Raw genomic sequence first — 22,548 nt, forward strand, 5'->3', positions numbered from 1 at the left:
GTTGCGGGCCGGCTTCGCCCTGATCCCGTTGAAACTCAGAGGCGATAGAGGATCTGGTCGGTCCAGAACCGCTCCAGACGGTGCAGCGACTTGTTGAGGGTCGCGAACTCGTCGCCGGAGATGCCGCCGACCTGCTCCACCGTCTTGACGTGCTTCTGGTAGAGCGCATCGACGATGCGGCGGACTTCCTGGCCCTGCGGGGTCAGGCGGATGCGCACCGAGCGGCGATCGACGCGCGAGCGCTGATGATCGAGGAAGCCGAGCTCGACGAGCTTCTTCAGATTGTAGGAGACGTTGGAGCCGAGATAGTAACCGCGCGTGCGCAATTCGCCCGCGGTCAGCTCCTTGTCGCCGATGTTGTAGAGCAAGAGCGCCTGGACCGAGTTGATGTCCGCGCGGCCGCGGCGATCGAATTCGTCCTTGATCACGTCGAGGAGCCGGCGATGCAGCCGCTCCACCAGAGTCAAAGCTTCCAGATAGAGCGACTGCACCGAACCCTGCTGGCCGGAGACGCGCTCTGCGGTATCTGCCGCAGTTGCGACGGCTTTCATCATGACACTTCCCCTGTTGTCGTTTTTATCGACACTTATTCGACGAAACTTGTGTCCCGTCTGATAGGTGCAACTTAAGGGGGGCGTTTGAACATCGGCTTAAATAAGAGAATAAAGAGATCATGAATTTAAGAGAGTGAATTGCGCATTAAGTCTGTGCCACAAGCACTTTTCGAAAGCCTCTGTTGACCTTCGCAAGGTCCTGTTCACCCTCCGTCCGCCCCTGTTGTCGCATTCCAGAACAGCCCCGCCCTGTTTCGAAACGCACGCGTAAGAGCTGTGGCGGAACCGCCCTGGTCAATGAAAACTTACCTCGAATTTTAGGCAACCAGCGGTCAACCAAACGCGCGTGAAACCTCTCGTGTCCCGGAGCTGGACAGATCGTAGGATGGGTAGAGCGAAGCGAAACCCATCGATGCATCCGCGCGACAATGATGGGTTTCGCTTCGCTCTACCCATCCTACAAAGATGCCTGACTCGCGATCGCTACGGCGGCCGCTCGCGCGCGGCCATCCAGGCGAGCGCGAGATAGGCGGCAAGCATGAAGACCTCGACGCCGACCACGACGAGGCTGCCGCCGTAGATTCCCGGGAACATCAGCTCGATCACCGCCATCGACACCACGGTCGTCAGCCACACCACCGCGCCCCAGGGCGTCGCCAGCCAGAGGCCGACGGCGGCGACGAGCTCGATCACGGCGAAGTAGACGGTCGCGGCCTGCCAGGCCATCGACTGGTTCTCGAACGCTTCGTCCTCGCCGCCGACGAAGCCGGTGACCTGCGCCCAGTGATAGAGGCCTTTGAGGATCGAGAGCAGCGCCATCACCCGCAGGAACAGCACCAGCCGGCGGGTCCAGACATTGTCGTCGGACTCCGAGCGCTCCGAGGAGATCGCCGCCACCGAGAGCGCGCTCTCTCTGGCAGTGTCTCGGGCCGCGTCCCTGGCGTTGGCGCCGCCCTGGGCCGCATCGCGGGTGGAGATCTCGGACATGGCCCCTTCTGGCTGCTTCGGCCCGCAAAATCAATCGGCTGCCATCACTTGCGGCAGGTCAAGCCGCGGTGACGGGAACCATGCGAGCTGGTATAAGAATAATTCCAGCCGGAGGAAGAGTAATGGCGATCAAATACGGACGTCCGATCGAATTGCGCGACGTTTCGCGCCGGGACAGCACCGCGGTGCCGCATGCCCTCGATCTGACCGTCCGTCCGCGCCGCAACCGCAAGGCCGAGTGGGCCAGGCGCATGGTGCGCGAGAACGTCCTCACCACCGACGATCTGATCTGGCCGCTGTTCCTGATCGACGGCACCAACAGGCGCGAGCAGGTCGCCTCGATGCCCGGCGTCGACCGCCTCAGCGTCGACCAGGCCGTGCGCGAGGCCGAGCGCGCCATGAAGCTGACGATCCCCTGCATCGCGCTGTTTCCCTACACCGATCCCTCCCTGCGCGACGAGGAAGGCTCGGAAGCCACCAACCCGAACAATTTGGTCTGCCAGGCCGTGCGTGCGATCAAGAAGGAATTTCCGGACATCGGCATCCTCTGCGACGTCGCGCTCGATCCCTTCACCAGCCATGGCCATGACGGCCTGATCTCGGACGGCAGGATCCTCAACGACGAGACGGTCGCCGTGCTGGTGCGTCAGGCTTTGGTGCAGGCTGAAGCCGGCTGCGACATCATCGCGCCCTCCGACATGATGGACGGCCGCGTCGCCGCGATCCGCGAGGGGCTGGACCGCGCCGGCCTGCTCGACGTGCAGATCATGGCCTATGCCGCCAAATACGCCTCCGCCTTCTATGGCCCGTTCCGCGACGCCATCGGCTCGGCCAAGACGCTCACCGGCGACAAGCGCACCTATCAGATGGACAGCGCCAATACCGATGAAGCGCTGCGCGAGGTCGAGCTCGACATCGCCGAAGGCGCCGACATGGTGATGGTGAAGCCCGGCATGCCCTATCTCGACGTGGTCCGCCGCGTGAAGGACACGTTCGCGATGCCGACCTTCGCCTATCAGGTGTCCGGCGAATACGCGATGATTGCAGCGGCCGCGGGCAACGGCTGGCTCGATGGCGACCGCGCCATGATGGAGAGCCTGCTCGCCTTCAAGCGCGCCGGCGCCGACGGCGTGCTGAGCTATTTTGCGCCGAAGGCCGCAGAGAAGCTGCGCAGCCAAACGTAAGGTCTCGTAGGATGGTGGGCACGGCGCTAGCGCGCCTTTGCCCACCCTATAGGACTGCCCGATCCTTCCGCCCCCGAATCGCCGGAATATTTCGGCTTGCTGCCGTCCGCGCGCCCTTGGCACGGGCTTGGCCTGTTCCCATGTCCTGCGACGGGGCTTCGCTGGGAGAACGGACTATGTCGTACGACTCGGGCAATTCAGGCGCCTGGCGCAACGATGGCGCCATGCAACCGCACGCCTACGACCCCGACCTGCATCCGGAACTGTTCCGGGGCGTCGCGACGCGGCGGGTGTTCGCCTTCCTGATCGACATGGTCGTGATCTCGGTCCCGGTGATCCTCGGCTACGTCTTCATCGCCTTGTTCGGCGTCGTCACGCTCGGCATCGGCTGGGCGCTGTTCTGGATCGCCTGGCCGGCCTCCGTGATCTGGGCCATCGTCTATTACGGCGCCAGCATCGGCGGCGCGTCTTCCGCCACGGTCGGCATGCGCCTGATGGACCTGGAGCTGCGCACCTGGTACGGCGCGCCGGGCTATTTCGTGCTCGGCGCCACCCATGCCGTGCTGTTCTGGGTGACGGTCTCGTTCCTGTCGCCGTTCGTGGTGCTGGTCGGCCTGTTCAACGGCCGCCGTCGCCTGCTGCACGACTTCGTGCTGGGAACGGTCGTGATCAACAATTCGGTTCGCATACCCGCACCGCAGGCGGCGCGGACGTGGTGAGCTAATCGATTGACCGGGCGCTTCTGGAGCGCGATGCTGATGCCTGTTTTGGAGGCCCACGACGTCCCTTGACCCAGCACTCGCGCGACACCCCACAATTTTACCTCACGGCGCCCTCCCCCTGCCCGTATTTGCCGGGCCGGCACGAGCGCAAGGTGTTCACGCACCTCGTGGGGGAACGCGCCGGCGACCTCAACGACCTGCTGACCCATGGCGGGTTCCGCCGCAGCCAGTCGATCGCCTACCGGCCCGCCTGCGACCAGTGCCGCTCCTGCGTCTCGGTCCGCGTCATCGCCAACGAGTTCCGCCCCTCGCGCAACTTCCGCAAGGTGATGGCGCGCAATGCCGACATCATCGGCGAGCAGCGCAGCGCGGTGCCGACCTCCGAGCAATATTCGGTGTTCCGCGCCTATCTCGACGCCCGCCATCGCCATGGCGGCATGGCCGACATGACCGTGCTCGACTACGCCATGATGGTCGAGGACAGCCATGTCGAGACCCGCATCATCGAGTACCGCAAGCGCGGCCCCGACAGCGGCATCACCGGCCGCGGCGAGGAGCTGATCGCAGTCGCTCTCACGGACGTGCTCAGCGACGGCCTGTCGATGGTCTATTCGTTCTTCGAGCCGGGCCAGGTCAGCCGCTCGATGGGCACCTTCATGATCCTCGACCACATCGCCCGCGCGCGACGTCAGGGCCTGCCTTACGTCTATCTCGGCTATTGGATCGAGGGCTCCAAGAAGATGGACTACAAGGCCCGCTTCCTGCCGCAGCAGCGCCTCGCCCCGTCAGGCTGGCTCCGCATCGACGCGCAGGGCGACACCGCATCAGAGCCGCAGGATTGACATTGAGCTAATCAAAAGGCTCACCGATCGACGACAACTCGGAAAAGAGCGTTCCAGCAAAGATCGACGCACGTGAACTCAGTGCGCGCGATCGAGGTCAGCTATTTGAGCGCCTGCGGGCTCTCCGTGGCCGCCTCTCTTCCGGTTACAAGTTCGATCGAGACGAAGCGAACGCCCGGTGAATCCCCTCACCCGAAAAACGTATCTGCCAGCAGCTTCAGATTCAAAACCACGATGATCCCCGCGACGATCCACGCGATCGCAGCAACTGACACCGGAATCGCGAACTGGCCCATCTTGCGGCGGTCGGAGACGAAGCGGACCAGCGGAATGACGGCGAAGGGCAGCTGCATTGACAGCACGACCTGGCTGAACACCAGCAGATCCGCCGTGCCGCGCTCGCCATAGATCGCGGTGACGATGATCACGGGAACGATGGCGATGCCGCGGGTCAGCAGGCGGCGCGCCCAGCTCGGCAGGCGCAGGTCGAGAAAGCCCTCCATCACGATCTGGCCGGCGAGCGTCGCGGTGACCGTCGAATTGAGGCCCGAGGCGAGCAGCGCCACCGCGAACAGCGTCGAGGCGATGCCGAGACCGAGCAGCGGCGACAGCAGCTCGAAGGCCTGGCCGATCTCGGCGACGTCGGAATGGCCGCTTTTGTGGAAGGTCGCAGCCGCCACGACGAGGATCGCGGCGTTGATGAACAGCGCCAGCATCAGCGCAATGGTGGAGTCCGTCGTCGCCCATTTGATCGCTTCGCGCCGGCCGGTGTCGTTGCGCTCATAGGCGCGCGTCTGCACGATCGAGGAGTGCAGGTAGAGATTGTGCGGCATCACGGTGGCGCCGATGATGCCGATCGCGATGTAGAGCATGTCCGAGTTGGTGAAGATCTCGCTCTTCGGCATGAACCCGCGCAAGACCTCCGCGACCGGCGGGGCCGCAGCAACGATCTGGACGGCGAAGCAGACCGCGATCACTGCGAGCAGCGCGATGACGAAAGCCTCCAGGAAGCGGAAGCCCCGGTTCATCAGCAGCAGCAGCAGGAAGGCGTCGAGGGCTGCGAGCAACGCGCCGCCGATCAGGGGAATGCCGAACAGCAGCTTCAGCGCGATCGCCGTGCCGATCACCTCGGCGAGATCGCAGGCGATGATGGCCGCCTCGCAGGCGAGCCAGAGCAGGAAGTTCACCGCCGGCGGATAGGAGGCGCGGCAGGCCTGGGCCAGATCGCGGTCGGTGACGATGCCGAGCCGTGCGGCGAGCGACTGGAGCAGGATCGCCATCAAGTTCGAGATCAGGATGACGGAGAGCAGCGTGTAGCCGAACTTCGACCCGCCGGCGAGGTCGGTCGCCCAATTGCCGGGGTCCATGTAGCCGACCGAGACGAGGTAGCCCGGCCCGACAAAGGCCAGCAGCCGCCGCCACCAGCGGCCCGCGGCGGGAATGGCGACTGTGGAATTGACCTCAGCGAGGCTCTTGGTGGTGGGCGCATCAGTGCGCCAGCCGGCGACATCGGTAGTCACGTGGGGTGATCGGGCATCCATATCGGCAGAATACCCAACTTCGTTCTTATTGCAACTCATTTGCAACTGCATCTAGCGACAAGCATTCCCGCCGCGGACCCGGGGAGATCACCTCTTGTCGGGAAGCGGGTGGGTTTGGTGGTCATCGGGGGAGAACATTGCGCACATTCGCCTCTGCAGGATATGCGCCATGTCAACACCCGCTCGCCTCCCCGGCACCTTCAGCCGCCTCGCCTGGTCCAATCTCGCGGCGCAGTCCGCCGAGCAGATCGCGCTCGCGGCAACGCCCATCGTCGCCGTTCTGACGCTGGGGGTGGCCGAAGGGCAGACTGGCCTGCTGCAGACCGCGCTCACCCTGCCCTTCGTCCTGTTCGCCATTCCCGCCGGCGTGCTCGCCGACCGCATCTCGCGCCGCCGGCTGATGGCGGGTGCCGAGGCGCTGCGCGCCGTGGCGCTCGCCGCCATCGTGCTCCTGCTCGCGCTGGGAGCCCTCAATCTGCCGTTGCTGGCCCTGCTCGGCTTCACTGCCGTGTGCGGCACCGTCGTCTATAGCGTGGCAGCGCCGGCGCTGGTGCCCTCGCTGGTGAGCTCCGACCTGTTGCCGACGGCGAATGCGCGCATCGAGCTGGCGCGCACCATTGCCTTCGCCAGCGGCCCTGCGCTCGGCGGTGTGCTGGTGGGATGGTGGGGCGCGAGCCCGGCGTTCGGCTTTGCCGCGGCGCTCTCGGCCATCGCCGTCGTGCTGCTCTCCGGCATCTACGAGCCCGCACGCGCGCCGGCGCCGCGGCGGCATCCGCTCCAGGAGATCCGCGAAGGCGCGGCCTTCGTGTTTCGCCATCCGCTGCTGCGGCCGGTGTTCGTCACCCAGTTCATCTTCAACACCGGCTGGTTCCTGCAGATCGCGGTGTTCGTGCCCTACGCCGTGCGCCATCTCGGCCTGAGCGCCGCCGGGGTCGGCGCGGTGCTGACGATGTACGGCGTCGGCATGGTGATCGGCGCGCTCCTCGCCACGCGGGTGATGAAGCGCATCGCCTTCGGCACCGTGGTGGGGCTCGGCCCGGTCACCGGCTTCGTCGCCGCCCTGGTGATGGCATCGACAGTGCTGGTCCCCTCGCCCTGGCTCGCGAGTCTCAGCTTCTTCCTGCTCGGCGTCGGCCCTATCCTGTGGGTGATCTCGACCACGACGCTGCGCCAGTCCGTGACGCCGCCGCGCCTGCTCGGCCGGGTCTCCGCCATCAACATCATGAGCTACGGCGCCCGCCCGCTGGGCTCGGCGCTGGGGGCGATCGTCGGCGGCCTCTGGAGCGCGGAAGCATGCCTCTATCTCGCCGCCGCCGTGTTCGGCGTGCAGGCGCTGGTGATCCTGCAGTCGCCGGCAGTGGGACTGGACCGGCAGCCGGACATGGTGGGAGATGAGGCGGCGGCGCGGTGCTAGCCGCATCGTCGCCGGCCTAACCCGCCAGATAGCGCTCGTAGCTCCCCATCACCGGCTCGCTCGCGTCGACCTCCGGATCGAGCGTATAGAGATCCTGCGCGCGGCCGATGCCGCGCAGCGCGTAGCGGCCGGTGGAGACGAGGTAGCGGCGGCCGGCGGCATCTAAGCCTTTGTAGAACTCGGACGAGGCGAGGAGCTCGCGATCCACCGAGCGGCTCATCGAGGCGATGCGGCTGACCTCATTGACGGTCGGGCCGACCACGGTGAAATCAAGCCGGTCCTCGCTGCCGATATTGCCGTAGAAGACCTCGCCGACATGCAGGCCGATATAGGCCGACGTGGTCGGACGACCCTCCGCCGCCCGCCGCTCGTTCAGCGCGGCGACGTTCTTGCGGAACAGATGCTCGGCGCGGAGCGCTGCACGCCGCGCATCCGCCATGTCCTCGCCCCAGAACATCGCGAGCACGCCGTCGCCGATCAGCTTCAGCACGTCGCCGCCGGCCTCGTGGATCGGATCGATCACGGCCTGCGCGTAGTCATTGAGGAACGGAATGATCTCGTCGGGACCGATGCTCTCGCTGATCCCGGTCGAGCCGCGCAGGTCCGAATACCACAGCACGGCGTTGATGCGCTCGGTGACGCCGCGCGAGATGCGCCCGCGCAGCACCTGCTCGGAGGCGTCGCGGCCGAGATAGACCCGGCCGAGGGTGCGCGCGATGTCGACCTGCTGTGCCGACTTGATCGCAAGCCCCAGCACCGGCACCAGATCGCGCAGCGCTTCCAGCTCCGGTCCGGAGAAACCGCTCTCGCGGCGGGTGGTCCAGCAGGAATACAGGCAGTCCATCAGGCCGAGCGCGCCGTTCTCGCCGAAGCGGTGGACGAAGGCGAGATAGTGCTTGTGGCCCTTCTCGGCGAGCTCGCCGAGCTGCGAGAAATCCATCGACGGCGCGTCGGCGAGATCGATCACCATCTCGTCGTGGCCATTCTCGAGCATGTGGAAAAACACCGAGCGGCGCCAGCTCTTGGCGGCGTCGCCGTCTGCGGTCGAGCCGTATTCGAAGGCAGCGCTCTCGTTGCTGGGACGATCGCTCCAACGGAAGCCGCGGCCCTCATAGATCGGATGCAGCGTGTCGATGACGACGAGGCCACGCGACAGGTCCAGCCCCTCGGCGCAGCAGCGCTCGCAGAAGCCACCGAGCAGTTCATTTTCAGGCAGGCCGGTAAGCCCCTGGCTGGTGATCCAGTTCATCAGGGAGAGGCGCGAGGTGACTTGCATGCGCCATTATGGCGTGCATTCGTGATGAACGAAAGGCGAAAGCCAGGCGTAAGCCGAGCGCAAGGTTCCCCGTCCCGCGCAGGTCGAATATGCCGCAGCCGCGGTTGACGCACTCGCCGCGCGGGCGGCAAATGCTTGTGATGATGACGTTGCCGGCCAGAATTCGAAGCGTGCGCAGATGAGCCGGCGCCAGCTTCCGATCATCCTGGCGCTCGGCACCACGCAGACCCTGGCCTGGGCCTCCAGCTATTATCTGCCGGCGCTGCTCGCCGACCCCATGGGGCGCGAGCTCGGCGTCTCCTCCAACTGGATCTTCGGCGCGTTCTCGGCCGCGCTGGTGATCTCCGCGATGCTCGGCCCGCGCATCGGACGGCAGATCGATCTCGTCGGCGGCCGTCAGGTGCTGTCGGCCTCCAACCTGACCATCGCCGCCGGCCTCGTGCTGCTCGGCGTCTCGCAATCCGTGACGGTGATGGCGATCGCCTGGCTGGTGCTCGGCATCGGCATGGCGATGGGGCTCTACGATGCCGCCTTCGCCGCTTTGGGGCGCATCTACGGCACCGAGGCGCGCAGGCCGATCACCGGCATCACGCTGATGGCGGGATTCGCCTCCACCGTCGGCTGGCCGCTCACCGCCTGGGGCCTGTCGCATATCGGCTGGCGCGAGACCTGTTTTGCCTGGGCCGCCGCCAACATCCTGATCGGCCTGCCGCTCAATCTCTTCATGCTGCCGGCGATCAAGGGCGCCAAGCAGGCGGCGGCCGCGGCCGAGAAGCCGCATGTGCCGCTCGACCGCACCATGATCCTGCTTGCCTTCATCTTTGCGGCGGTCTGGACCGTCACCGGCGCCATGGCCGCGCATTTCCCGCGCATCCTGGAGACGACGGGGGCGACGCCGGCCGAGGCGATCGCGGCCGGCGCATTGATCGGCCCGGCGCAAGTCGGTGCCCGCATGCTGGAGGCCGGCTTCCTCAGCCGCTTCCATCCGCTGTGGTCGACGCGGCTCGCCTGCCTCACGCACCCGATCGGCGCGGTGATCGTCGCGATCTTCGGCGGCGCGGCGGCGAGCGCGTTCGCGCTGTTCCACGGCTCCGGCAACGGCATCCTGACGATTGCGCGCGGCACGCTGCCGCTGTCGATCTTCGGCCCGAAGGATTTCGGCTACCGCCTCGGCATCATCGGCGCACCGGCACGGATGGCGCAGGCGGTGGCGCCGCTCGCCTTCGGCCTGCTCATCGACCTCATGGGCGCCAAGGTGCTGATCGTCTCATCCGCGCTCAGCCTCTCGGCGCTGGCAGCACTGTTCCTGATCCGCGCCGGGCGGCGGCCGGATTGACCGCAACAACGCTTTCGCGCACAAGCGGACCATGAGCGACGACAACAGCCCGCCCCGCACGTTCAAAGGCCTCCTGCGCTGGGCGACCACGCCGCCGCAGGCCTGGGGCGTTTATCTGCTCGCGATTCTCCTGGTCTGGCTGCTCTCGTTCTACGCCGGCACGCTGAAGCCGAAGAAGACGCCGGAGGCGAGCCCGCCGACGGCGACCGCGCCTAAAGGCTGACCCGCACGCATTCGGAAAGCTCTCGTGCCGGCAGCGCGGCAGTTCGCGCGGCCCCATGTCAATGCCAGGGCGATCGGACCGAAACAGCCTTCCTCGTGGCACATCCTTCGAGACGCCCGCCATGGGCGGGCCCTCAGGATGAGGGCGGCGCGCGCGGCTACAGTTTCAAAGCACATTGACACAGTTCAGCCTCACCCTGAGGAGACCGCGAAGCGGTCGTCTCGAAGGGCGAGGCGCTTGCTCCGGCGTCGCCGCGAAGCATATGCGATAGCCCCACCTCAGTGCGGACAGGTTTCGACCTCGACCGTGACGTGGCTGAGACCCTTCAGCCCCGCGAGCCGCCGCTTGTAGACGGCCGGCTGCTTCGGCTTGTCCGACACCACCGAGAGCAGCACGGCACAATGGCCAGGCCCGACCTGCCAGAGATGCAGGTCGGTCACGCGATCCTCGCCGACCTCCATGCGGGCGCGGATCACCCGCTCCAGCTTCTCGTCGGCGCGCACGTCGAGCAGCACCGCACCCGACGACTTGATCAGGCCGAATGCCCAGCTTCCGATCACCGCGCTGGCGATCAGGCCCACCGCCGGGTCGGCCCAGACCCAGCCCGAATACATCGCGACGGCAAGCGCTGCGATCGCCAGCACGGACGTTGCGGCATCGGTCATGACATGGACATAGGCCGCCCGAAGATTGTTGTCGTGGTGATGGTGGTGATGATCGTGTTCATGGCCATGCTCGGCGTGGTCATCATGCACATGATCGTGATGATGATGATCGTGGCTGTCGCGCAGCAGCCACACGCTGGCGAGGTTGACGCACAGCCCGAGCGCGGCCACCGCGATCGCCTCGCCGTAGACGATCGGCACCGGATTGATCAACCGCAGCACGCTCTCATAGGCGATCTCGACCGCGATCAGGCCGAGGATGACCGCGCTGGCGAAGGCGGCAAGATCGCCGAACTTGCCGGTGCCGAAGGTGAAATGTGCATTGCCGAGATGCCGCCGCGCAAAGCGATAGGCGAAGGCGGCAATGCCGAGCGCCGCCGCATGGGTGCCCATGTGCCAGCCGTCGGCGAGCAGCGCCATCGAACCGAACAGCGAGCCGGCCACGATCTCGCCGACCATCATGACCAGCGTCAGTACCACCACGAACCAGGTGCGCCGCTCGTTCTCGTCGTGCTTCTCGCCCAGGAAGGCGTGGTCGTGGGTCCATTGTTCGATGGAATGGGAATGCATCGAATTCTCCCGAAGATTCAGGTCCGTCGGCCGCCAATATAGACGGCAGGCACCAATTTTCTAAGGTCCAATCGTCCCGCGGATTGACAGTGCTTCTTAGTTTCGCTGTAATCTCTGCCATGGGGATTTGAGCGATCTCCCCACGAGGCGACAGGCCCAAGCATCGCGTCCCGTTTGGTTCTTGCGAGGACGCATCATGTCACCATTCACGACCATCTCATCCGACAAAATGGCACGGCTGATCGGCACGGCGAACGCGCCCGTTCTGATCGACGTGCGCACCGAGCAGGATTTTGCCGCCGACCGGCGGCTGATTCCCGGCTCGATCAAGCTCAGCCACGACAGCGTGACGGACTGGGGCAGCGCCTTCGCGGGCCGCCGCGCCGTCGTCTCCTGCCTGCGCGGCGAGAAGCTCGCGCAAGGCACCGCGGCCTGGTTGCGCCAGCTCGGCGCGCAGGCCGAGACGCTGGAGGGCGGCTTCGAGGGCTGGAAGGCAGCCAAGCTGCCGCTGGTCGACGCCCGCAAGCTGCCGCCGCGCGACGCCAAGGGGCGCACCGTGTGGGTGACGCGGGCGCGGCCCAAGGTCGACCGCATCGCCTGCCCGTGGCTGATCCGCCGCTTCGTCGATCCGGGCGCAGTGTTCCTTTATGTCGCGCCGTCCGAGGTGGTTGCCGTCGGCGAGCGCTTCAATGCGGCGCCCTTCGACATCGAGAACGTGTTCTGGAGCCACCGCGGCGAAAACTGCACCTTCGACGTGATGATCGAGGAGTTCGGCATCGCGACGCCGCCCCTGCTCCGGCTCGCGACGCTGGTGCGCGGCGCCGACACCGCGCGGCCTGACCTCGCGCCGGAGGCGCCCGGCCTGCTCGCGGCATCGCTCGGTCTGTCTCGCATGTATGACGACGACCTCGAGCAGCTCGAGGCCGGCATGCTGCTCTATGATGCCTTCTACCGCTGGTGCCGCGACGCCACCACCGAGACCCACAACTGGCCGACCAACAAGGTGAAGGCGTAATGGACGTTCGCAGCCCTCGAACGGGAGCTGATGCCGGTCACGGCATCAGCTTCAACGAAGCTTTCCACGTCTGGCTCCGTGTCGCCTGCCTGAGCTTCGGCGGCCCCGCGGGCCAGATCGCGGTGATGCACCGTATCCTGGTCGAGGAGAAGAAGTGGATCTCCGAAGTCCGTTTCCTGCACGCGCTGAACTATTGCATGCTGCTGCCGGGCCCGGAGGCGCAGCAGCTGGCGACCTATGTCGGCTGGCTGATGCATCGCACCGCTGGCGGACTGATGGCGGGCGGGCTGTTCATCCTGCCCGGCATCATCGCCATCATGGGCCTGAGCTACATCTATGCCGCCTTCGGCAATGTCAGCTTCGTCGAGGCGCTGTTCTTCGGTCTCAAGGCCGCCGTGCTCGCCATCGTCGTCGAGGCCGTGGTGCGCGTCGGCAAACGCGCGCTGAAGAACCGCATCATGATCGCGCTCGCGGTGGCGGCCTTCGTCGCGATCTTCTTCTTCGCGGTCCCCTTCCCGATCATCATCATCGCCGCCGGCCTCATCGGCTATGCCGGCGCGCGAAGCGGCCGTCCGGAGTTCGCCCCGGCTGGTCACGGCCATGGCGGCGGCGCCGCGATCGACAGCATGCTGGGCGAGGCCGTGCCCGATCACGTCCGGCCCAATACGGCGCGCGCGATCCGCGTCGGTGCATTGTGGCTGGCGCTTTGGCTGGTGCCGGTGATCGCGCTGCTGATGGCCTTCGGCCAGGCGAATGTCTTCAGCCAGATCGCATTGTTCTTCTCGAAGATGGCGCTGGTCACCTTCGGCGGCGCCTATGCGGTGCTGGCCTATGTCGCGCAGCAGGCGGTCGAGCATTATCATTGGCTCAGGCCGCACGAGATGCTGGACGGCCTCGGCATGGCCGAGACCACACCGGGCCCGCTGATCATGGTGCTGCAGTTCGTCGGCTTCATGGCGGCTTATCGCGACCCGAGCGGGCTGTCGCCGATGCTGGCGGCGACGCTCGGCGGACTGCTCGCGACATGGGTGACCTTCACGCCCTGCTTCCTCTGGATCTTCGTTGGCGCCCCCTATATCGAGCGCCTGCGCGGCAATACGGGCCTCGCCGGCGCGCTCAGCGCCATCACCGCCGCCGTCGTCGGCGTGATCCTCAACCTCTCGATCTGGTTCGCACTCCACATCCTGTTCCGCGAGACCGTGCCGGTGCATGCGTTTCCGCTGAACTTCGACATGCCGGTGCTGAGAAGCGTCGACGTGCCTGCGCTGGTGCTGGCGATCGCGGCGGCAACGGCGATCTTCCGGTTCAAGCTGGGGATGCTGACGGTGCTGGCGGGCAGCTGCGCGGCGGGCGTGGTACTGAGGCTGGCGGGGGTGATCTGATGCCGGGGATGTGACCAATCGTGAGGCCAATATGCGTTGGAGCGCTCCGGCCGAACGCCAATTAAGCAGGCGGGGCGTTTGGAGAAACAGCAATGCGTTTCATTTTGGCCTTGAGTTTTCTCATTACCTTGGGCGGCGTCGCCGACGCGGCACAGGTGCATCATGCACACCGGCGGGATGCGGCTGTTCATCCCAATCAGGGCATGATCCCGCCGGGTCCGGCTACCGGCTTTGCCTACGCGCCGGCGCCGCACGGGACTGCGGTCTACCCCGGCGCCACGGAGCCTTATTTCGGTGCTTCTCAAGGTTACGCGCCCGGCGAAAAGGAGCGGTTCCTCCGCAGCTTGTTCAGCCCGTAGAGAACTCGTATTGCTCGTCGGCGGCGGCACATGGCCGATCGTTGGGAAGCTGCTGAGTTGAACTCCGCAGCTTCCCTTTCTTCAAGTCACAAGGCGAGAATGTCGTTACCTTCGGGTCGGATCATTGGACCCGCCGGGACGGATGGTCTGAGGGCCACCCTGGCCGGCGCTGCCCGCGCCGTTCCCACTGGTGCTTGCGCTGGATCCTGCAGCAGTGCCGCCGACCGCGCCAGCACCGCCCGGCCCTGTTCCAGCGCCAGTCGTGCCGCTCGTTCCGCTACCCGAACCGGCGCCGGTTCCTCCAGCGCTGGCGCCCGCACCCGCGCCGCCCGCTCCACCTGCGCCGCCAGCGCCTCCGCCTGCCTGCGCATGGGCAAACCCGATCGACGCGCCAGCAAGCAACGCACACATGGTCACTGAGAAGATTGTCTTTCGCATTGTTCAGACTCCGATTGACGATGACATGCCAATCGAAGCCGCGCGCAAACGTTCCTGATGATATTCGTCGGAGGTCTTCGACATTCGTAGGAACGATGTCGCACAACGTTGAATTGAGTCTCGTCCCGCGGCCACTCGACGCACCTCCCGCGAAGCGCGCATGACCACCATGAACGCGGCTTGAATCGTGGCCGCCGGCTACCGCATCATCATCCGCGCGATCGCTTCCCCGATCACCACCGTGGTGAAGTGCGTGTTGGCGCGGCAATCGGACGGCATGATGGATGCGTCGGCGACGCGCAGGCCGCTGATCCCTTTCACGGTGCCGTCCGGGTTGACCACGCCATCCGCGTCGCCGACGCCGCTCATGCGGCAGCTGCCGGCGGCATGCTGAATATCGCCGGTCTCTCGCCGCAGCACCGAATCGAGCTCGTGATCCGGCAGGCTGGCGGCCTGCGGCAGCGTCAAATCCGTGTCGGCGAGCCGGATCCAGTCGGCGATGCCTGACAGCGCCGGCTGCGACGTGATGACCGCGAGGCGTTTCACCGCATCCATCATGCGCAGCATGTCGCGGGGATCGGCGAGCATGTTCTCCTCGACGACCGGATCAATTGCGGGATCGGTCGAGGCCAGCTTGAGCGTCCCACGCGAATAGGCGTTGAACAACCCCGCGCCGATCGCGCCGGGGTTACCGATGCCGCGATGGTTGAACGCGATCAGGATCATGTCGCGCTTGCCGCCATCGGCGAGGCCGGAGGAATAGGTCACGCAGCAATTGGTGTGGCGCGTATCGGGATCGGTGGGACGAATCTCCTCCCGGAGCTGGATCGTGGCGCGAAACAGCGGGTGATCGAAGAAGTGGCGGCCGACCGGCAGATCACGCTCGACGTTGATCCCCATCGCCTTGAGTTCCTCGGCCGGCCCGATGCCCGAGCGCAGCAAGATCGCCGGACTGTGGATGGCGCCGGCGCACAGCACGATCTGGCGTGCGCTGATCTCCTGGGTGCCCTGCCCTTCGATGTGAACGCGGACGCCGGTGGCCCGTCCGCCGCTGATCAGCACGCGATCGACCAGCGCATTCCCGCGGATCTCCAGATTGGAGCGCCCGCGCGCCGGCTCGAGATAGCCTTCGTTGGTGGTGATGCGGCGCAAGTTGCGGCTGTTGATGGGATAGCACGCAACACCCTCGCCATCCGGACCATTGACGTCGGCGCACCAGGGATAGCCGCATCCCAGCGCCGCATCGCGCAGGCCCCGGTCGATCGGGCCCCAAGTCTGCGGCGGCGCGCGATAGACCGGCAACGGCCCGCCGCGTCCGTGTCCCGCGGCATCGCCGAACTCCAGATCGTCCTCGATCACCGAGAACAGCGGCATCACCTCTTTCGCCGACCAGCCGGCGCATCCATTGGCCGCCCATTCGTCGAAGGCATCGGCAACGCCGCGGATCGCGATCTGGCCGTTCATCATCGACGAACCGCCGAGCCCCTTGCCGCGCCAGTAGAAGCGCGGCTCCTGCCCGGCGACGCGGCGCGTCAGAAGATCTGGCCATTGCCATTTCTCCTGATACTCGCGCTTGTGGATGATCGGGATCGGATTCGGCGTCCTCACCTCCCAGGGCGCCTCGTCAGCGCGCCAGTCGAGCCCCGCCTCCAGCAGCAGCACGCGCCGTGCCGGATCTTCGGAGAGCCGTGCGGCCACAGCGGCGCCAGCGGAGCCGCCGCCGACAACAATGACATCGTACATCGCGTTACTTCTCAACATTCCAGAACACCGGGATGGCGGACGGTATCAGACCGCGCAGAGTGGCGCGATAGGCGGCCGGCTGGGCGAACTGGCCCCATGGAATGGCCGGCGCCTGATCGTACATGACAGCCTGGATCTCGCCCGCGATCTTCTTCCGGGCCGCCTCGGCCGGCGCCTTGGCGAAGGCTTCCATCAGCGGCGTGATGCGCGCATCGCATTGCCAGCCGGTGAAGTCGGCACAGTTGAAGGCGACCATGACATTGGTCAGCGGCGAGCCCAGATCGAAGCCGCCGGCGTGAACGCCATAGACGCTCCAGCCCTCCTTCTTGGCGCGGCGCGCCAGCACGCTCGCCCAGTCCATCACCTGCAGGTCGACGTTGAAGCCGGCAGCCTTCAGCCGCTCGGCGAGCACCTGCGCCGAAACGCGCGGGGCTTCGAGGTCGTTGGCCTGCATCACGACCACCGGCTCGCCGGCATATTTGGTCGCCTTCAGCGCAGCCTTGGCCGCTTCGATCGAGGGCTTGGCCGCCGCTTCCGTGCCGGCATTGCTCTCGTATGTGGTGCCGCAGGTGAAGTAGGTCGCGCAAGGCGTGGCGTATTTGGCGTCGAGCCCGAGCGCATCCAGCACTTCGCGCTGGTCGACCAGCTTCCACAGCACGCGGCGGATTTCCGGATCATCGAACGGCTTCGAGGCTGCGTTGAGACGGTAGGCGCCGGCGAACATGTTGCCGCCGGTGAAGTTGACGAGCTTGACGCGCGTGTTCTTCTCCAGCTGCGGCAGCAGATCGAACGGCGCGTACTGCATGAAATCCACTTCGCCGGCCTGCAGCGCAGAGGCGGCGGTCGCGCCATCGGGAATGACGCGGACCTCGAGCGTGTCGACATTGACGCGCTTGCCGCCGGCCAGGAAGTCCGCGGGCTCGGGGCGCGGCACATAGTCGCCGAACTTCTTCAAGATCATCCGGTCGCCGGTGCGGTGCTCGGCCTTGCTGTAGACGAACGGTCCGGAGCCGATGATCTCGGTGACGCGCTGGTCGCCCGGCGTCTTGGCGATGCGCTCGGGCATCATGAAAGCGACCGGGCTGACGGGATTGCCGAGTGCGTCGATGACGAGACCGGACGGCTCTTTCAGCGTCAGCACGAAGGTTTTCGCGTCCGTCGGCTCGAGCGAAGCCGTGATCGCGAAGATGCGGCGGCCGAGCGCGCTGCGCGTGCCCCAGCGACGCAGCGAGGAAACGCAATCGGCAGCTGTGACCGGCTGGCCGTCATGCCATTTCAGGCCGTCGCGCAGCGTGAACGTATAGGTCAACCCGTCGGGCGAGACCTTCCAGTCCTGCACCATTTGCGGCTTGATCTCGCCCTTGGCATCTTTCGCAAACAGCGTGTCGAACACCATGTAGCCGAACGTGCGCGAAACATAGGCCGTGGAGAAATGCGGATCGAGCGTGACGATCTCCGCCTCGAGCACCGCGACGAGATTGCCCGCCGCATGCGCGGGCGCCGCCACCAGCGCGAGGCCGAACAGCGCCGGAAGGAAAGCCTTCAGTTTGAGCATTGGAGTGTTTTTGCCTTTTGACCAGCCGTTTGCAGTCGCCAGGAAAAAGCAATGTTCGTGCCCGCACGTATGCGCCCGTGGCTAGCTGCCACGCGTTTGCAGGATGCACACACCTTGAGTTGGAGAACGAGGCTATTGCATCCCCGTCATTGCGAGCGCAGCGAAGCAATCCATAGTCTTTCCGCGGAGGCAGTGGATTGCTTCGCTGCGCTCGCAATGACGGCTTGGAGAGAGATGCGCTCAACACACGCTCTCGTGCCCCGGACGTAGCGCAGCGTCACTTCAGCGGTGCGCTGCTGAGCCGGGCCCATGTCGTCGTGCAATCGGGATCGCCTGGGTCCCGGCTCTGCGCAGCAACGCGAAGATGCGTTGCAGCGCGTCCGGGACACAAGCCCTACCCGATCACCCGGCCGAACTTGTTCGACTTCGGGAAACCCTTCGGCGGCAGGCGGCCGGCGTCGGCGCGGGTGCCTTGCCACTCGCTAAGCTCCTTCATGGTCGCGGAGAATTCGCGTCCTGCGGAGTCCTTCCAGGTCAGGCCCGCCTTGGCGTCGAATACCGTCACGTCGGACAGGCCGCCGTCCTTGTATTTCTGCAGGCGCACGCCGCGGCCGCGCGCCATCTCCGGCACCTGATCGAGCGGGAAGACCAGCATCTTGCGGTTCTCGCCGATCACCGCGACGGTGTCGCCCGTCACCTCGGTGATCGCGCGCGCCTCGTTCGGCATCTCCACGTTGAGGACCTGCTTGCCCTTCTTGGTGGTGCCGACGCAATCGTCCTCGTTGACCACAAAACCCTGGCCTTCATGGCTGGCGACCAGGAATTTGCGGCCGCCCTTGTTGACGAACAGCGCGACGGGCGCGGCCTCCTGCTCGAGGTCGATGAACAGGCGGATCGGCTCGCCATGGCCGCGTCCGCCCGGCAGCTTCGCAACGTCGAGCGAGTAGAACTTGCCGTTGGTGGCGAACAGCAGCAGCTTCGAGGTCGTCTCGGCGAAGAAGGCGAAGCCGAGCTTGTCGTCCTGCTTGAAGGCCAGGCCCGAGAGATCCTCGACATGGCCCTTCATGGTGCGGATCCAGCCCTTGTCGGAGACGACGACGGTGACAGGCTCGCGCTCAACGAGGGCTTCCTCCATCGCGGCGAGATCATGCTCGGGCGCATCTGCGAAGGTGGTGCGTCGCTTGCCGAGCGGCGTCTTGGGTCCGAACATGTCGCGGACCTTGCCGACCTGCTCGCCGACCTTCTTCCACTGCTCGGCTTCGGAGGCCAGCAGGGCCTGGATGCCCTTCAGCTCCTTGCGCAGATCCTTGTCCTCGGTGCGGATCGCCATTTCCTCGAGCTTGCGCAGATTGCGCAGCCGCATGTTGAGGATGGAATCGGCCTGCAAGTCGGTGAGCTTGAACGCCTTTATCAAGGCCGGCTTCGGCTCGTCCTCGTTGCGGATGATCCGGATCACCTCGTCGATGTTGAGATAGGCGATCAGCAGGCCGCCGAGGATTTCGAGCCGATGCTCGATCTCGCCCTTGCGGTAATTGGTGCGGCGGATCAGGACGTCGCGCAGATGGTCGAGCCATTCGCGCAAGCACTCCGCGAGCCCCACGACCTTGGGGATGCGGCCCTTGATCAGCACGTTGAGATTCAGCGGAATCTTGTTCTCGAGCTCGGTGAGCCGGAACAGCGATTCCATCATCAGCGCCGGATCGACGTTCTTCGACTTCGGCTCGATCACGATGCGGACGTCTTCGGCCGACTCGTCCCTGATGTCGCCGACCAGCGGCAGCTTCTTCTGGTCCAGCAGCTCGGCGACCTTCTCGATCAGGCGCGACTTCTGCACCAGGAACGGAATCTCGGTGACGACGACGACCCAGGTGCCGCGTGCGCCCTCTTCCTGCGTCCACCGCGCCCGGACGCGGAACGAGCCGCGGCCGGTGGTGTAGGCCTCCGCAATCGCCTGCTTGGAATCGACGCAGATTCCGCCGGTCGGGAAATCCGGGCCCTTCACCCACCGCATCAGCGCCTTGGACTTGGCGTCGGGCTTCTCGATCAGATGCAGCGCAGCTTCGCAAAGCTCGGCGGCATTGTGCGGCGGGATCGAGGTCGCCATGCCGACGGCGATGCCCTGTGCGCCGTTGGCGAGCAGGTTCGGGAAACCGCCCGGCAGGACCACGGGTTCTTTCGACTGGCCGTCGTAATTGGCGCGGAACTCGACGCCGTCCTCGTCGATGCCCTCAAGCAGAAGCCGCGCGACGTCGGTCATGCGCGCTTCGGTGTAGCGGTAGGCGGCGGGGTTATCGCCGTCGATATTGCCGAAATTGCCCTGGCCGTCGACCAGCGGATAGCGCGAGGAGAAATCCTGCGCGAGGCGGACCATGGCGTCGTAGATCGCCTGGTCGCCGTGCGGATGGAACGAGCCCATCACGTCGCCGACGATCTTGGCGGATTTCTTGAAGGCCGTGCCGGGGTCGAGCCTGAGCAGGCGCATGCCGTAAAGGATGCGCCGGTGCACCGGCTTCAGGCCATCGCGCGCGTCCGGCAGCGCACGGTGCATGATGGTCGAGAGGGCATAAGCGAGATAGCGCTCTTCCAGCGCCTCACGCAGCGGCACCTCGTGGATTTCAGCCGGTTCTTCCGGCGGAACGATTCGTTTTCCCATGCCGCCCGGTTAAACCGTGGAAGCGAATCGGGCAAGGATCGAATGGTTCCCTGTGGGCGGCCTGCTAGCCTGCCCAGCCGGCCGTCACGGGTTGGGTCTGCGGCTGGGCTGGGCCCGGAGCATTGGTCAAGCAACGGCGGGCCGCCTCGATCTCGGCATCCGTCGCCCCCTTGGACCGCGCCCATGTCTCTGCGGCCGCAGCGGAATATTTCGCAACGTAGTATCGCACCACCGTGCACGAGGCCCGGCGAAATACCCCGGGCTGCGGCTCGCCGGCCATGGCGTCGGGCGCGAACGCAAGCAGCGTCGCGGACAAGGCGAGTCCCTTGATCAACATTTGGGCTGTCCCCCGATGTGGAACCTCACGGCAAATCCGCTCAGGCCGATTTCGTTCCCTGGAACCGCATGCCCCAGTGCAAGTCTAGGCAGCCGTTACGTCATGGCGCGGGGATGGCCGCCCTCGCCTGCTGCCGCATCAGGGCGTTGATGAAGCCGGCCCGCGCATCGGAATGCCCCTGCCCGCGGGGCTCCAGCACGTGGCGGAGCAGGAACAGGCCGGTGAGCCGGAAGCCGTCCTGGAGGTCCTGGTCGGTGAGTTCGCTCGCGGTTTCGCCTTGGCGCAGGAACGGCGGCAACCGCAACAACCGGTCGCGCCACGGCTCGCCCGCGCCGCGCGATACCGCGCCGCCGGATTTCGGCGAGACATAGATCAGGTCCGCCGTCTCGCCGGTCACCGCACAATTATCCAGCGCCAGGCCGAAACCCAGTTCAGTGAGCATCGCCAGCTCGAAATGGATCAGGTGCACGGCCGCACTGCCGATGTCGTCGAAATCGTCGAGCGAATGCTCTAGCAGCGCGAAGATCTCTTCATGCGGATCGCGCTCCGGCAACAGCCGCGCGATCGAGGCCAGATGGGTGACGCCATAGACGCCATGGGATGACCCCAGCAGCGTCGCCGCACGCAGCTTCAATCCCTCGATCGCATAGGTGCCCAGATGCTCGTCGAGCCGCGCCCGCCACACCGCGCTGACGCTGTTCCCCGGCTGCAGCAGCGGCCGCATCCGCGAGCCGGCGCCGCCGCGGACGAGGCCGAGATGCCGGCCATGGGCGCGCGTCAAGAGCTCGACGATGGCGCTGGACTCGCCATGCCGCCGCACCCCCAGCACGATGCCTTCATCGGTCCATTCCATGTGCTAAGTATAACGCGCTATGCTTTGGCGCAGAAGTTCGGACTCGCCTGGAAATCACAATGGACTTCATTGCCGGTTTGATCGGCCCGATCGTCGAGTTGGTAATCGGGGTCGTCTGGTGGACCATTTTCGATGCGCTGCCGACCATTTTCTATTTCACAGCGTTCGCTCTGTTGTTCGCGGCCACATTCGGCAAGGTCAGAGTCGAATTTCCGGAACGTCTCACCCGCATCGGCTGGACCGGCGCCTTGCACATCAGGCGCCCCAGTGAAGGTCGGTTGATCCTGTCCCCGGCGCTCGGTGTGATCGCCGGCTTCGTCATCTGGGCCATCATCGCAAGCGCGGTGATCATCGCCCAAGCCTACCGATCGTAGGGCGGCCAGCGGACTCGTAGGGTGGGCAAAGCGAAGCGTGCCCACGCATCTTTTACGACCATGGTGAGATGGTGGGCACGGCGCGCAAGAGCGCGCCTTTTGCCCACCCTACAGCACCGCGCCAAACCTCACGCGTTGAACCAGCCCTGCGCGTCGCCGCTGAAGGAGAAATACAATCCCATCGTCGTCAGCGCGCAGGAAACGATCTCGATGGCGCTGTCGAGCTCGAGGCCCTTCTGGCCGATGATCTGGCCGAGCGAGATCACCGACAGCACGAGGGCCGCCGCCAGCACCCAGCGCGGCCAGTTCTTGCGATGATGCGCGGCCAGCCGGACGAAATAGAGCAGCAGCAGGATCATGCCCCCGGCGAGCAACGTACCGGTCATGATCATCTGCTCGGTCACCTCGGCATTGGGCGTGCGGTCCTGCACGGCGACCGAGACGGCGTCCAGCATCAACGATGCATAGAGCAGCGCTTCGAAGCGCTGGACGTTGGTGGGTAGGCTCATCGAATGCCGATCTTTT

The 22,548-nt window shown here is 65.8% G+C and carries 21 protein-coding genes; 10 read left to right on the forward strand and 11 right to left on the reverse strand.

Annotation, left to right across the window (positions count from 1 at the left end; genetic code table 11):
* Nucleotides 1-35 precede the first annotated feature (35 nt).
* Nucleotides 36-554, reverse strand: a complete 519-nt coding sequence (gene ldtR, locus BDOA9_RS25005; RefSeq protein ID WP_025036696.1) for a transcriptional regulator LdtR — start codon at nt 552-554, stop codon at nt 36-38.
* Between the two features lie 483 nt (nt 555-1,037).
* The gene (locus BDOA9_RS25010; RefSeq protein ID WP_025036697.1) at nt 1,038-1,541 is read right to left on the reverse strand and encodes a DUF6163 family protein; all 504 of its coding nucleotides are present in this window, start codon (nt 1,539-1,541) and stop codon (nt 1,038-1,040) included.
* A gap of 122 nt (nt 1,542-1,663) precedes the next feature.
* Between BDOA9_RS25010 and hemB the strand changes: the two genes are divergently transcribed.
* The 3 genes from hemB to BDOA9_RS25025 all read left to right on the forward strand — a co-directional run bounded on the left by hemB (nt 1,664) and on the right by BDOA9_RS25025 (nt 4,289).
* A complete protein-coding gene (hemB, locus tag BDOA9_RS25015; RefSeq protein WP_025036698.1) occupies nt 1,664-2,725 on the forward strand; it encodes a porphobilinogen synthase in 1,062 nt (353 codons plus the stop codon).
* Between the two features lie 176 nt (nt 2,726-2,901).
* The gene (locus tag BDOA9_RS25020) at nt 2,902-3,444 is read left to right on the forward strand and encodes an RDD family protein (RefSeq protein WP_025036699.1); all 543 of its coding nucleotides are present in this window, start codon (nt 2,902-2,904) and stop codon (nt 3,442-3,444) included.
* Nucleotides 3,445-3,512: 68 nt separating this feature from the next.
* Nucleotides 3,513-4,289 carry an arginyltransferase gene (locus BDOA9_RS25025; RefSeq protein WP_025036700.1) on the forward strand — a complete coding sequence of 259 codons (777 nt, stop codon included), beginning with the start codon at nt 3,513-3,515 and terminating at the stop codon, nt 4,287-4,289.
* Nucleotides 4,290-4,477: 188 nt separating this feature from the next.
* On the opposite strand, the gene BDOA9_RS25030 is transcribed toward BDOA9_RS25025, so the two are convergent.
* Nucleotides 4,478-5,830 carry an Nramp family divalent metal transporter gene (locus BDOA9_RS25030; protein WP_025036701.1) on the reverse strand — a complete coding sequence of 451 codons (1,353 nt, stop codon included), beginning with the start codon at nt 5,828-5,830 and terminating at the stop codon, nt 4,478-4,480.
* Between the two features lie 169 nt (nt 5,831-5,999).
* On the opposite strand from BDOA9_RS25030, the gene BDOA9_RS25035 reads away from it, so the two are divergent.
* Nucleotides 6,000-7,244: an MFS transporter gene (locus BDOA9_RS25035; protein ID WP_025036702.1), complete on the forward strand. Its 1,245-nt coding sequence runs from the start codon at nt 6,000-6,002 to the stop codon at nt 7,242-7,244.
* Nucleotides 7,245-7,260: 16 nt separating this feature from the next.
* On the opposite strand, the gene BDOA9_RS25040 is transcribed toward BDOA9_RS25035, so the two are convergent.
* The gene (locus BDOA9_RS25040; protein ID WP_025036703.1) at nt 7,261-8,520 is read right to left on the reverse strand and encodes an adenylate/guanylate cyclase domain-containing protein; all 1,260 of its coding nucleotides are present in this window, start codon (nt 8,518-8,520) and stop codon (nt 7,261-7,263) included.
* 178 nt (nt 8,521-8,698) lie between these two features.
* Here BDOA9_RS25040 and BDOA9_RS25045 point away from each other — a divergent pair, with 178 nt between their 5' ends.
* Nucleotides 8,699-9,856, forward strand: a complete 1,158-nt coding sequence (locus tag BDOA9_RS25045; protein WP_025036704.1) for an MFS transporter — start codon at nt 8,699-8,701, stop codon at nt 9,854-9,856.
* A 31-nt stretch (nt 9,857-9,887) separates the two neighbouring features.
* A complete protein-coding gene (locus BDOA9_RS25050; protein ID WP_025036705.1) occupies nt 9,888-10,079 on the forward strand; it encodes a hypothetical protein in 192 nt (63 codons plus the stop codon).
* Between the two features lie 278 nt (nt 10,080-10,357).
* Here BDOA9_RS25050 and dmeF read toward each other — a convergent pair whose 3' ends face one another.
* Nucleotides 10,358-11,314: a CDF family Co(II)/Ni(II) efflux transporter DmeF gene (gene dmeF / locus BDOA9_RS25055; RefSeq protein ID WP_025036706.1), complete on the reverse strand. Its 957-nt coding sequence runs from the start codon at nt 11,312-11,314 to the stop codon at nt 10,358-10,360.
* A gap of 196 nt (nt 11,315-11,510) precedes the next feature.
* Here dmeF and BDOA9_RS25060 point away from each other — a divergent pair, with 196 nt between their 5' ends.
* The 3 genes from BDOA9_RS25060 (at nt 11,511) to BDOA9_RS25070 (ending at nt 14,070) form a co-directional block, all read left to right on the forward strand.
* Entirely contained in the window at nt 11,511-12,329 is an 819-nt protein-coding gene (locus BDOA9_RS25060) for a chromate resistance protein ChrB domain-containing protein (protein WP_025036707.1), read from the forward strand.
* The gene (gene chrA, locus BDOA9_RS25065; protein WP_025036708.1) at nt 12,329-13,711 is read left to right on the forward strand and encodes a chromate efflux transporter; all 1,383 of its coding nucleotides are present in this window, start codon (nt 12,329-12,331) and stop codon (nt 13,709-13,711) included. The genes BDOA9_RS25060 and chrA overlap by 1 nt, the downstream gene beginning before the upstream one ends.
* A 92-nt stretch (nt 13,712-13,803) precedes the next feature.
* Nucleotides 13,804-14,070 carry a hypothetical protein gene (locus BDOA9_RS25070; RefSeq protein ID WP_025036709.1) on the forward strand — a complete coding sequence of 89 codons (267 nt, stop codon included), beginning with the start codon at nt 13,804-13,806 and terminating at the stop codon, nt 14,068-14,070.
* A gap of 636 nt (nt 14,071-14,706) precedes the next feature.
* Here BDOA9_RS25070 and BDOA9_RS25080 read toward each other — a convergent pair.
* From BDOA9_RS25080 to recO, 5 genes are all read right to left on the reverse strand, one after another.
* On the reverse strand, nt 14,707-16,251 hold the full coding sequence (locus BDOA9_RS25080) for a GMC family oxidoreductase (RefSeq protein ID WP_025036711.1): 1,545 nt from the start codon (nt 16,249-16,251) through the stop codon (nt 14,707-14,709).
* 4 nt (nt 16,252-16,255) lie between these two features.
* The gene (locus BDOA9_RS25085; protein WP_025036712.1) at nt 16,256-17,806 is read right to left on the reverse strand and encodes an ABC transporter substrate-binding protein; all 1,551 of its coding nucleotides are present in this window, start codon (nt 17,804-17,806) and stop codon (nt 16,256-16,258) included.
* A 394-nt stretch (nt 17,807-18,200) separates the two neighbouring features.
* Nucleotides 18,201-20,459 carry a DNA topoisomerase IV subunit A gene (parC, locus tag BDOA9_RS25090; protein WP_025036713.1) on the reverse strand — a complete coding sequence of 753 codons (2,259 nt, stop codon included), beginning with the start codon at nt 20,457-20,459 and terminating at the stop codon, nt 18,201-18,203.
* Nucleotides 20,460-20,523: 64 nt separating this feature from the next.
* A complete protein-coding gene (locus BDOA9_RS25095; RefSeq protein ID WP_025036714.1) occupies nt 20,524-20,796 on the reverse strand; it encodes a hypothetical protein in 273 nt (90 codons plus the stop codon).
* Between the two features lie 100 nt (nt 20,797-20,896).
* Nucleotides 20,897-21,649 carry a DNA repair protein RecO gene (recO, locus tag BDOA9_RS25100; RefSeq protein WP_025036715.1) on the reverse strand — a complete coding sequence of 251 codons (753 nt, stop codon included), beginning with the start codon at nt 21,647-21,649 and terminating at the stop codon, nt 20,897-20,899.
* A 59-nt stretch (nt 21,650-21,708) separates the two neighbouring features.
* Between recO and BDOA9_RS25105 the strand changes: the two genes are divergently transcribed.
* Nucleotides 21,709-22,023 (forward strand): hypothetical protein, encoded by a 315-nt coding sequence (locus BDOA9_RS25105; RefSeq protein WP_025036716.1) that lies wholly within the window; start codon nt 21,709-21,711, stop codon nt 22,021-22,023.
* Nucleotides 22,024-22,151: 128 nt separating this feature from the next.
* On the opposite strand, the gene BDOA9_RS25110 is transcribed toward BDOA9_RS25105, so the two are convergent.
* Nucleotides 22,152-22,532, reverse strand: a complete 381-nt coding sequence (locus BDOA9_RS25110) for a hypothetical protein (protein WP_025036717.1) — start codon at nt 22,530-22,532, stop codon at nt 22,152-22,154.
* Nucleotides 22,533-22,548: the final 16 nt, after the last annotated feature.

It is taken from the genome of Bradyrhizobium sp. DOA9, assembly GCF_000617845.2.
Lineage (GTDB): Bacteria > Pseudomonadota > Alphaproteobacteria > Rhizobiales > Xanthobacteraceae > Bradyrhizobium.

Excerpts from the sequence above, each read along its gene's own strand:
- ldtR (WP_025036696.1), bottom strand. The coding sequence starts at position 554 with ATGATGAAAGCCGTCGCAACTGCGGCAGATACCGCAGAGCGCGTCTCC.
- BDOA9_RS25010 (WP_025036697.1), bottom strand. The coding sequence starts at position 1,541 with ATGTCCGAGATCTCCACCCGCGATGCGGCCCAGGGCGGCGCCAACGCC.
- hemB (WP_025036698.1), top strand. The coding sequence starts at position 1,664 with ATGGCGATCAAATACGGACGTCCGATCGAATTGCGCGACGTTTCGCGC.
- BDOA9_RS25020 (WP_025036699.1), top strand. The coding sequence starts at position 2,902 with ATGTCGTACGACTCGGGCAATTCAGGCGCCTGGCGCAACGATGGCGCC.
- BDOA9_RS25030 (WP_025036701.1), bottom strand. The coding sequence starts at position 5,830 with ATGGATGCCCGATCACCCCACGTGACTACCGATGTCGCCGGCTGGCGC.
- BDOA9_RS25035 (WP_025036702.1), top strand. The coding sequence starts at position 6,000 with ATGTCAACACCCGCTCGCCTCCCCGGCACCTTCAGCCGCCTCGCCTGG.
- BDOA9_RS25040 (WP_025036703.1), bottom strand. The coding sequence starts at position 8,520 with ATGCAAGTCACCTCGCGCCTCTCCCTGATGAACTGGATCACCAGCCAG.
- BDOA9_RS25045 (WP_025036704.1), top strand. The coding sequence starts at position 8,699 with ATGAGCCGGCGCCAGCTTCCGATCATCCTGGCGCTCGGCACCACGCAG.
- BDOA9_RS25050 (WP_025036705.1), top strand. The coding sequence starts at position 9,888 with ATGAGCGACGACAACAGCCCGCCCCGCACGTTCAAAGGCCTCCTGCGC.
- dmeF (WP_025036706.1), bottom strand. The coding sequence starts at position 11,314 with ATGCATTCCCATTCCATCGAACAATGGACCCACGACCACGCCTTCCTG.
- BDOA9_RS25060 (WP_025036707.1), top strand. The coding sequence starts at position 11,511 with ATGTCACCATTCACGACCATCTCATCCGACAAAATGGCACGGCTGATC.
- chrA (WP_025036708.1), top strand. The coding sequence starts at position 12,329 with ATGGACGTTCGCAGCCCTCGAACGGGAGCTGATGCCGGTCACGGCATC.
- BDOA9_RS25070 (WP_025036709.1), top strand. The coding sequence starts at position 13,804 with ATGCGTTTCATTTTGGCCTTGAGTTTTCTCATTACCTTGGGCGGCGTC.
- BDOA9_RS25080 (WP_025036711.1), bottom strand. The coding sequence starts at position 16,251 with ATGTACGATGTCATTGTTGTCGGCGGCGGCTCCGCTGGCGCCGCTGTG.
- BDOA9_RS25085 (WP_025036712.1), bottom strand. The coding sequence starts at position 17,806 with ATGCTCAAACTGAAGGCTTTCCTTCCGGCGCTGTTCGGCCTCGCGCTG.
- parC (WP_025036713.1), bottom strand. The coding sequence starts at position 20,459 with ATGGGAAAACGAATCGTTCCGCCGGAAGAACCGGCTGAAATCCACGAG.
- BDOA9_RS25095 (WP_025036714.1), bottom strand. The coding sequence starts at position 20,796 with ATGTTGATCAAGGGACTCGCCTTGTCCGCGACGCTGCTTGCGTTCGCG.
- recO (WP_025036715.1), bottom strand. The coding sequence starts at position 21,649 with ATGGAATGGACCGATGAAGGCATCGTGCTGGGGGTGCGGCGGCATGGC.
- BDOA9_RS25105 (WP_025036716.1), top strand. The coding sequence starts at position 21,709 with ATGGACTTCATTGCCGGTTTGATCGGCCCGATCGTCGAGTTGGTAATC.
- BDOA9_RS25110 (WP_025036717.1), bottom strand. The coding sequence starts at position 22,532 with ATGAGCCTACCCACCAACGTCCAGCGCTTCGAAGCGCTGCTCTATGCA.